Origin of the sequence: Bacillus mycoides, from assembly GCF_001757995.1 — a bacterium.
GTDB classification, from domain to species: domain Bacteria; phylum Bacillota; class Bacilli; order Bacillales; family Bacillaceae_G; genus Bacillus_A; species Bacillus_A mycoides_B.
This window is the reverse complement of sequence record NZ_LXLV01000099.1, coordinates 1-9,073: the sequence shown is the minus strand read 5'-3', so window position 1 is coordinate 9,073 and position 9,073 is coordinate 1. Positions and strand designations below refer to the sequence as shown.

Here is a 9,073-nt window from a genome sequence, read left to right as displayed (position 1 = left end):
GTCACGGGTGCTGGTGGTACTGGTGCTACAGGTGCTACGGGTGCTACAGGTGCTACGGGTGCTACAGGTGCTACAGGTGCTACGGGTGCTACGGGTGCTACGGGTGCTACAGGTGCTACGGGTGCTACGGGTGAAAAGGCGCTTTATTTAGCTACAGATCAGTCAATTGCTAATGGTCAATTTTTTGGTTTAGGTACTTCACAAGGCGGAGTTAATGGTTTTGCAAGAAATACTGTGGTTATACCAAAAGCAGCAACTATCACTGATTTAGTTTTTAATATTCGAGATGATAATGCACAACCAGGAGGACCATCAGGTGTTAAAACCGCTGAAATTTGGGTAAGTGGTCCATGCGCTACAGGTGCTACAGGTACAGGTATTATAGTAACTTTAACAGGTGCAGCTTGTTGTGGAACTGCCACGGGTAGTTTTCCTGTTAATCAATGTGATTTATTATCAGTACGAGTTACAGTAGAAAATGGTGCATTAGAGAATGGTGCTGCTGCTACTATTCTATTTGATGATAATTAACCATATTTCGGTAGATAAAAAATTCATAATTTTTTATCTACCTTTAATTTTTCGCATAAATAATCTATTATAAACAAACCATATTACATTACTTATTCTTATATAACATTGATTAATTTTAATGGATACAAAAAAAAACACCAATCCTTTATTTAATACTAGAGAATCTGCGTTAATTCTGTATTCAAAACTCATTGTACAGTAATAAGGATACCCTGAGCAGTTACTCCATAAACACTATATATACCACCTTGTCCTTGCTACCGATAATAATCCGAAAGTAAACTTTTAAATATTTGTTTACATTCAAATCTCCTTAAACATTGACTTCACACCAAATCTCCTGATATCCTCAAAATACACAACAAAAGTATACATTCAAAACGCTATAAATAAAGAGGTCAAAAACTATGAACAAAAAACCACATCTCATTGATGTCCAACCCATCCGTAGCAAAGAACAGATCGAAGATATGAAATGGGCTCTCAAACGCCACTGTTCTAAACGAGACTATATTTTATTCTTAATCGGCATACATACTGGATTACGTGTTAGCGATCTACTTCAACTTGAAACACAAACCATAGTAAAGTTAAAACGAAAAAAGAGAAAAGAATTTAAAATCAAAGAAGGAAAAACAAAAAAAGAACGCATGATTAACCTTACTTCTATTTTTGATGAAGTCTATTCGTATACCCAAACACTAGAAAATACCTGGTTATTCCCTTCACGAAAAGGAAATCAACCCATTAGTAAAATCCAGGCTTATCGACAATTGCAAAAAGCCGGAGACTTTGCCGGTATAGAATCCATTGGGACCCACACCATGCGCAAAACCTTCGGCTATTGGTTCTATAAACAAACAAAAGATGTAGCTATGTTGCAAGAAATACTCAATCACAGTACGCCGCAAATCACATTAAAATACATTGGTATCAATAAAGAAGAGAAAGATAATGTACTAGATACATTTTATATTTAATTAAATTCATCTAGAAATCTCTTCCATATTCTACAAAAGGGATTTCTTATTCACATAATCAAGTATTATTGGTAGCAAGGAAAACGCACAAACCTTTGATGTCATTGGGTTTGTGCGTTTTCTTTTTTTATTATCCTATGTATGATTTTATACATTGTGGAGATATTAGGGTTTTTTAAGTTTATGAATGTCCTGTATTAGTACAAAAACCTGTATAGAGTTTTGTATAAAAAATTGCCACCACTTTTTTTGTTGGGTAGCTGCAATCAATTTTTTAGTCTCTTAGGTTTCACGGATTATAGCCATTAGGTTTTGATCACGTTCCTCCATTTTTTCCACCAAATCATGAAAACTTAGGTTATACCGTAGGTACAACCTTACTGTGAGAAAAATATTTTTTGGTTCATAGTGCGCTTCCACTTAAACTCTTCTGTTTTTTTCATATTGATATACATCTTTTTTAGTTTAGAGGTACAACCAACGTACTAACATAAAACTCACGCTAAGGATTATTTATATAGTAACAATACTCTATATTTTTGTTACAACACTTTACTTGAAGCGTACTACTAATCGACTTGTTGATTTTGTTGTAACAGAAATATGTAGCAAATTTAATTTGTATTAAAACTCTTTGTCGCCCTTTTTGTTACAAAGGAATACAAACTGTTTATTGTCTTTTTATAGCTTAGAAAACCCTTAGCGTACGAAAATCAAGGAATCCATTTTCAAAAATATCTTAAAGTGGATTTTATGTCATTTGATTGGTGGGATCATAAAGAGAACGATAGTAAAATTGAATATATGCAGTAAAAAAGTAATAATTTTATTTTCAAATTTCATAATTAAACATATATATATTGTATAGGAGGTTCCTGTTCCTCCTGGTGGACCTGTGAAAAATAGAACTAATATTTATACGGACTATAAATGTAGTTCTATTTTTATTATTTTTTGTGAATCATACATTTGGGAAAGGTGATAAATATACATATTGGGTCTTTTTGCCCAAATCCCAGAAATAGGGGAATTAGCTTAATTCATTAGAAATTTATATACCATGGTAAAAAGTACACTTTATGCCATAGCTGAAAATCTAGAATTTTTCATTTCAAAAATACAACTTAATAACATTTGAAATTTTTCTCCTATTTCAAATTGCATCATCATCGATAATAGACAAAAAACTCAAACACACAAAACTCATATCACTCTTTTTTTTATAATGATATTTATATTAATTTATTCATATGTATAATTAATGAAATGCAAATAATCATAGATTATTGTCTGTATTTCATTAATAAACTTCAATAAACAAATTGCAAAAGCTGTTATACATACATATACATAAATAAAAAAAATAAATACATTGGCATTGAAAAGTTTTAAAAATTTAAAGTAATTTCAAAAAGGAGATTAAATAACATGAGTGAACAATGTCCAATTAATGTATCATGTGAGGTGGTAGGACAAACTCAAACACCATTAAGTGATAAAATTGCAGCACCAATTATTACTACAGAAGCACCACTTGTACAAATGCCAGTTGTATTAGCTGAAAGAACAATTCAAATTGTTGTAGAATCCAATATTTCATTAGATCCTCCAGCAATTGAAATTAAACGTATCTTAAAAAACGACGTATTTTTGAAACAATGTAATTTAGTTCCTCTAGCATTTACTCCAATACCAGGTACAAATTACCGCCTAGTTACAAAAGCTAAATTATTTTTTCAAGGATATATTCGTAAAAATATTGAATATATAAATGATAGATATAATAGAGTTATATATAACTGCATTGTAAATGTTCCATTTTCTAGTTCTATAGATCTAATAGAGGATGATTTTCTATCTTTAGCTTTAATAGCTGGTTCCTCAGATACTACATCTCATTTTATTAATCCTAAAAACGGTGATTTACCACATTCAGAAAAATATCCCTTCGAAAATACAATTTTTTATAACAAACAACCATATTGCGAATTAGTCAGTACTCAATTTGTTGGATTAGACTTTTCTCCTTGTCTAACAGACTTAAACGAACCATTTGATACTCTTCATGAAAGAATTGTATTAAACCTTACTTTAAAAGTTTTACAAATACAACAAGTACAAATTTAAAACAAAGAAAACTTCTTATTTTTCAAAATCAACCTACTTAAAAAGAACACCAATGCCCGTTGATGTTCTTTTAAAAGAGACTATAAAATAAAATGAAATAAGTGAGCGAAACCTATTCCAATACTACAATATATGTTTGACTAACATTTATAGTGCTAAAAATCCAATATCATTATTAATAATAGACAAAAAACTCACTTTTTATCTTTTTTCAAATAAAAAGAAAAAGTCTCTTTATCATTAGATTTTAATTTATTTACCAAACAGGCCACTCCAAAATAACTTCTTCTGTTCTAAAGCTGCTATTAGGCGTCTACTATCCTGTATCTCTCTTAATACCTGCATTAATTGAACATCTCTTTGTTCTTCTCTTATTATGTGTTGAACATCTGTTTCCTGTAAAAGTTTACTTTGTTGATCAAATCTTTGAATCAACTCTAAATTAAGTTGTTCCAATCGTTTTATACGTTCTACTAATGTTCTTATGTGTTCTGTAATTGCTACCTCATTTTTTGTAACACTTGTCATTGCTAAATTTATAGCGTGATCTAGCGTTAAATTATTCTTTCTCATAGCTACTATTAGCCGTTCTATAGTTGCTACATCATTATGATAAAAAATTCTAGAATTATTGTTACCACGCTTGAAAGAATACCCAGCTTTCTCCAAGGCAAGACAGTATTTACGCAAAGTACTTGAGCCAATCCCTAAGTTTTTAGCTACCTCAGCCCCCCAATAAGTTTGAGACATATTTTATTCTCCCTCTGTTCTAAGCTGTTTTTCAATTGATATATAGTGTTTTCCTTTTATAACCATCAATCAATATTATCTATTAATTTATATATTGCAATAATAAAAATTTATTACGATTTTAAATCACCTAAAATAATATCAATTTTATTAAAAAAAGAAAAAAACCTATTAATAGATTTTCTTTCTTTTCAAAGAAGATTTCTATATAAACGTAAACAAGTACAACAGTACTCGACTCACATATAATTTATGTTTTTTTATTCAAAATGGTGCAATATTTTAACGAAAATACACACTAAACAAAAACTAGCATAAAAAACATTAATTTTATTAATCTAATTTAGCCTTTATATCTCAAAATAAGAAAAATAACTATTATACAGGCCCTCACACAAATGGATATATTAAATATCATATTTAAGTAGATATTTTTAAATATAAAATAAACGGAGGTTTTTTTAATTGAATAACCAAGAAGACTATTATTCTGATGATCATCATAAAGATTGTAAGGTTAAATCAGAAACACAAACTCCATTCAGTGATACTGCAGCACAGCCTGTTCTTACAAACAATCCAATAGTTAAAATTCCAGTTGTATTAGCAGAAAGAACGCTTCAAATTGTAGTCGAAGCAAATATTCCACTTTGTCCACCAGCAGTAGAAATTAAAAGAGTGTTAAAAGATGTATTTTTACAACAATGTAAACTAGTACCTGTTGAATATGAGCCAATTGATGCAACAGGATATTGGCGAGTAACAAGAGCAAAATTGTTTGTAGAAGGTTTCATTCGTAAAAATATTGAATACGCTGCTAAAGACTGCAATGGCGTGATTCATGATAAAATTGCAAAAGTTCGATTCTCTGGTTTTGCTGATTTAACTCGAAATGACTTTCTTTCTTTCCCAATGTTAGCCTTTACTTCGGAAAATAAGGCTCGTTTCATTAATCCAAAAAATACTGATATTCCTCGTCTAGACAAATTCTTCTTTGAAAATAATGTTTTCTATAATGAACAACCATTCTGTGAATTAATTAGTGCAGAATTTTATGAACTTGATTTTTCACCATGTGATCATGATGATGATTATGATTATGGTCATGGTGATTCATGTGATCAAACTCATGAAAAAGAATTTGACAAATTACGTGAAAAAATCGTTCTTGATCTTACTTTAAAAGTATTACAAACTCAACAAGTAAGAGTTGGCGGAACAACAACTAGACAATCTGGTTGCTAATTAAAAATGTTCATAGATTAAAAAGAAAGAAGAATCCTAAAAAATTCTTCTTTCTTTTTAGTCATAAATTTAAAAATTCATTTATTAAACAAAATAACTTCACAATATAACAAACAAATAAATCCATACCTACAAAAACGAAAAGGCACTCAAATGAGTGCCTTTTCTCTATTTATCTAACCATGTCATAGGAACTTTTTGCTCCCCTAATATTTCAAATTTAATCTCTCCATTTTCATAATATACTCGATTTATAATTGGTATAGTTTCCATTTTATTTTCTTTTTCACTTTTATATTGATTTTTTGTTTTTATATAAATAATATTCATCAGATATTCCTCCATTTTACCCACAATTTTATCCACAACAAAAAAAGAATACTTTTTTCTCACAATTGTAAATGTATTCTCATATTCCCCATTTATTCTTCTAATTTTGTAGTTGGAATCACGAATTAACCCTTAAAATGTGACTTATCCTATATTACCAATAAATTTTATATTTCAAAGGTATTTCATTTTATCATGTATAATATATCTTTAGAAACTTCAATTGGAACGCGAAAAGGAGCGTGAGGAACGATGTCTGATGGAACACGGAACGGTATACAATCCGAGCCACTCCCCGCCTTCCTAACTAAGGAAGTAGCAGAAACGTTAAGTATTAGCGAAAGCTATTTACGTAAATGGTGTTTAGAGTTAGAAAAACACGAGTACACCTTTATAAAAGTTCGTGATCCTAAAAGTAATCGTGAGTATCGAACCTTTACTTCAAAGGATATAAAAGCTTTGAAACAATTTCAAACACTTATGAAAGATGCCGGATATAACAAGGTGGATGCTGCAAAAACTGTAGCAATAAATATAAATAATGAAAATTGGAACACGAGTGGAACGTCCCATGATCCAATGGATTCCCAATCTTTGCTTATTACAAGAGACAAAGAAATATTGGAACGCGAAAACAACACTAATTTGTTACGTGAACTGTTGCGTGAGGAACGCGAAGAAATAACAAAAGAACTTCAATCCATGAGAGAAGAACTACGACGAACTCAAGAAGAATTTCAAACATTGAAAGACGATATACAAATATACCAAAAACACCATGAACAATTGTTACAAAAAAGAGATGAACAACTACTACATAACATACAATCTATTCAAGAAAACAAACAACTAGTTGCTCCTACTATAGAAAACAAACAACATTGGTGGAAATTCTGGAAATAAAAAAAGCTTTGCTTATATGCAAAGCTTTTTTTATACAAAATTCTATACAGATTTTTGTACTAATACAGAACATTCATAAACTTAAAAAATCCTAATATCTCCACAATGTATAAATTCATGCATATCATAATCAGCAAAGAAAAAGCGAAACCCTTATTATATCAGTGGATTTCGCTTTTTTCTTGAAATTCAAAAGAGATTCTTGCTTTTAAGCTTTCAATTTAACAACAGCAAACAATCCATTTTTATCTCATTTTTTAACTTTTATATAAAAAATGAAATAGGTTAGTAAACAAACATTGTTCTTATTAAAAACATAGAATAAATATAACTCTTTATTTGAAAAGGAGGTATAAGAAAATGAGTTGGGATAATAGTTGTTCAGAACACAAACATCATTGTGATTGTTGTAAACACGAACATCATTGTGATTGTTGTAAACACAAACATCATTGTGATTGTTGTAAACACGAACATCATTGTGATTGTTGCAAACACAAACATCATTGTGATTGTTGTAAACACGAACATCATTGTGATTGTTGCAAACACGAACATCATTGTGATTGTTGTAAACACGAACATCATTGTGATTGTTGCAAACACGAACATCATTGTGATTGTTGTAAACACGAACATCATTGTGATTGTTGCAAACACGAACATCATTGTGATTGTTGCAAACACGAACATCACTATGTTCGTCCAAAACAGAAACATCACTATGTTCGTTCAAAACAGAAACATCACAATAATCGTTAAAAACAGATACATCATTCATTTTTATTGGACAAGCAATAGAACTTCATCTGTTTTAAGATCGTTCCTGATTACATCGGGGCGGTCTTTTCCGTTTATAAAGATAAATAATAATACCGATTTACAGTAGAGTCATCACAACACCAATAAACTACCGATAACGATAATTATGTAAATAAGCTGTCCATATGCACAGCTTATTTTATTTTTTTATGGATTTAGCTATATCTTTTGGTTTCAATTTTGCTTTTTGGCTAGAGTGCTGGCTCGTCGTGTGGGGGCGAAACCCCACGTATTACGTATCTATTTCTTGAATAAAAACTATCTTGGGACGAATGATCTAAGCGGTTCGGCTCGTATACTTGCTAGTCCAAGTCGAGAACCATTGCTTTGCTTTTTGTCTGTCGGCTTGGCGAGAAAAGCACACGAGCCGAAAAAAGTTTTGCAAGGACAATATCAAAAAGAAAAGGCCGTAGCCTTTAGGTGAGGATTAACGAGCCGACTTTTTGATGTTGAGGGTGGAGATTTTTGAATGATTTTCTCAAAAATACGACCCGTTCCTTACGGAACTTTTAGCTCTATATATAAGAGTGAGAAGAGCAAAGTGAAGAAAGTCAGTAATATCAAGGGTTTATAAAGTATAGGGTGTACCCAAAAGGGAACACCTGTGTACCCAAAAGGGAACACCTAAAAAATGGTAAATACTAATAAAAAAAAGATGTCAATATAAAATGACATCTAAAATAAATAAATTGGTAACTTATGTTTTTTACCATCTTCAGTTACAAAGTTTTTAAGTGATTTTTTAAAGATCTTTTGAGTTGCTTTATCTACTCCATCTTTTGGAGAACAACACATAATATTTGGATTTACAAACCATGTACGACTTGTACAAATACGGCCATCTTCTGTAGTTGTTCCGGTCTCTGCAACTGCTAATAATCCTTTTTTCATTAAACCATTCATTAATTCTGATACTTTTCCTCTAGTTCTAGTTAACTTTCTAGCAAGATAACTAGGCGTTGCACTATCAGAATCAAATTCATTTTCTTTACTTATTCTTTCAACCAAAATATTCGTTTTAAATTCTACATAAGGTATTAAATCCATTAGAAACGCTTTTTCAGCTGTAGTTAAATAATTAATTTCACTCAGGTAATTGTAATTATCCATAATAATTTGCACAAACCTCACCCGATCTGTTGGTTTTTTCTTTTTTGCAATAAAATATTCTTCTCCACCAGTCGCCTTACTTAATAACTGTAAAAGCATTAATTTCTCTTCTTCTGAATAACCACCGGATTGCAACTGATCATAGATACTATCAATCTTACTATCTCTTAATTTCGCTTTTTTTTCAGCTTGTCCAAAATCTACAACTTTTGTCATAAAATAATTCTCTCCCTTAGTGGAAGGAATCAACTTTTATATGTTAGAATGTATAT

Annotated in this window: 9 protein-coding genes and 1 pseudogene; 5 read left to right on the top strand and 5 right to left on the bottom strand. The window is 30.7% G+C overall.

The genetic code is table 11. The features are described 5' to 3' along the window. The coding region (locus BWGOE10_RS33190) for a hypothetical protein (RefSeq protein WP_070168361.1) at positions 1-531 on the top strand (531 nt) is incomplete at its 5' end. A 410-nt stretch (positions 532-941) separates the two neighbouring features. Then, positions 942-1,514 carry a tyrosine-type recombinase/integrase gene (locus BWGOE10_RS28495; RefSeq protein WP_070145989.1) on the top strand — a complete coding sequence of 191 codons (573 nt, stop codon included), beginning with the start codon at positions 942-944 and terminating at the stop codon, positions 1,512-1,514. Between the two features lie 228 nt (positions 1,515-1,742). On the opposite strand, the pseudogene BWGOE10_RS33870 reads toward BWGOE10_RS28495, so the two are convergent. Beyond that, positions 1,743-1,850 (bottom strand): annotated as a pseudogene (locus tag BWGOE10_RS33870) (DUF3967 domain-containing protein); the annotation flags it as partial. A gap of 1,092 nt (positions 1,851-2,942) precedes the next feature. Between BWGOE10_RS33870 and BWGOE10_RS28490 the strand changes: the two are divergent. Further along, positions 2,943-3,641 carry a CsxC family protein gene (locus BWGOE10_RS28490; RefSeq protein ID WP_070145990.1) on the top strand — a complete coding sequence of 233 codons (699 nt, stop codon included), beginning with the start codon at positions 2,943-2,945 and terminating at the stop codon, positions 3,639-3,641. A gap of 252 nt (positions 3,642-3,893) precedes the next feature. On the opposite strand, the gene BWGOE10_RS28485 is transcribed toward BWGOE10_RS28490, so the two are convergent. Beyond that, positions 3,894-4,391, bottom strand: a complete 498-nt coding sequence (locus tag BWGOE10_RS28485) for a DUF3967 domain-containing protein (RefSeq protein WP_070145991.1) — start codon at positions 4,389-4,391, stop codon at positions 3,894-3,896. Positions 4,392-4,856: 465 nt separating this feature from the next. Between BWGOE10_RS28485 and BWGOE10_RS28480 the strand changes: the two genes are divergently transcribed. Next, entirely contained in the window at positions 4,857-5,636 is a 780-nt protein-coding gene (locus BWGOE10_RS28480) for a CsxC family protein (protein ID WP_070145992.1), read from the top strand. 168 nt (positions 5,637-5,804) lie between these two features. Here the strand turns inward: BWGOE10_RS28480 and BWGOE10_RS33070 are convergent, their stop codons facing one another. Then, the gene (locus BWGOE10_RS33070; protein ID WP_171903160.1) at positions 5,805-5,966 is read right to left on the bottom strand and encodes a hypothetical protein; all 162 of its coding nucleotides are present in this window, start codon (positions 5,964-5,966) and stop codon (positions 5,805-5,807) included. A 252-nt stretch (positions 5,967-6,218) separates the two neighbouring features. Between BWGOE10_RS33070 and BWGOE10_RS28475 the strand changes: the two genes are divergently transcribed. Further along, positions 6,219-6,869, top strand: coding sequence for a DUF3967 domain-containing protein (locus BWGOE10_RS28475; protein WP_070145993.1), 651 nt, complete (start codon positions 6,219-6,221; stop codon positions 6,867-6,869). 381 nt (positions 6,870-7,250) lie between these two features. On the opposite strand, the gene BWGOE10_RS28470 is transcribed toward BWGOE10_RS28475, so the two are convergent. After that, complete coding sequence (locus BWGOE10_RS28470; RefSeq protein ID WP_131798994.1) at positions 7,251-7,565, bottom strand: hypothetical protein; 315 nt, start codon at positions 7,563-7,565, stop codon at positions 7,251-7,253. Between the two features lie 801 nt (positions 7,566-8,366). Next, entirely contained in the window at positions 8,367-9,017 is a 651-nt protein-coding gene (locus tag BWGOE10_RS28460) for a MarR family transcriptional regulator (protein ID WP_070145985.1), read from the bottom strand. Positions 9,018-9,073 lie beyond the last annotated feature (56 nt).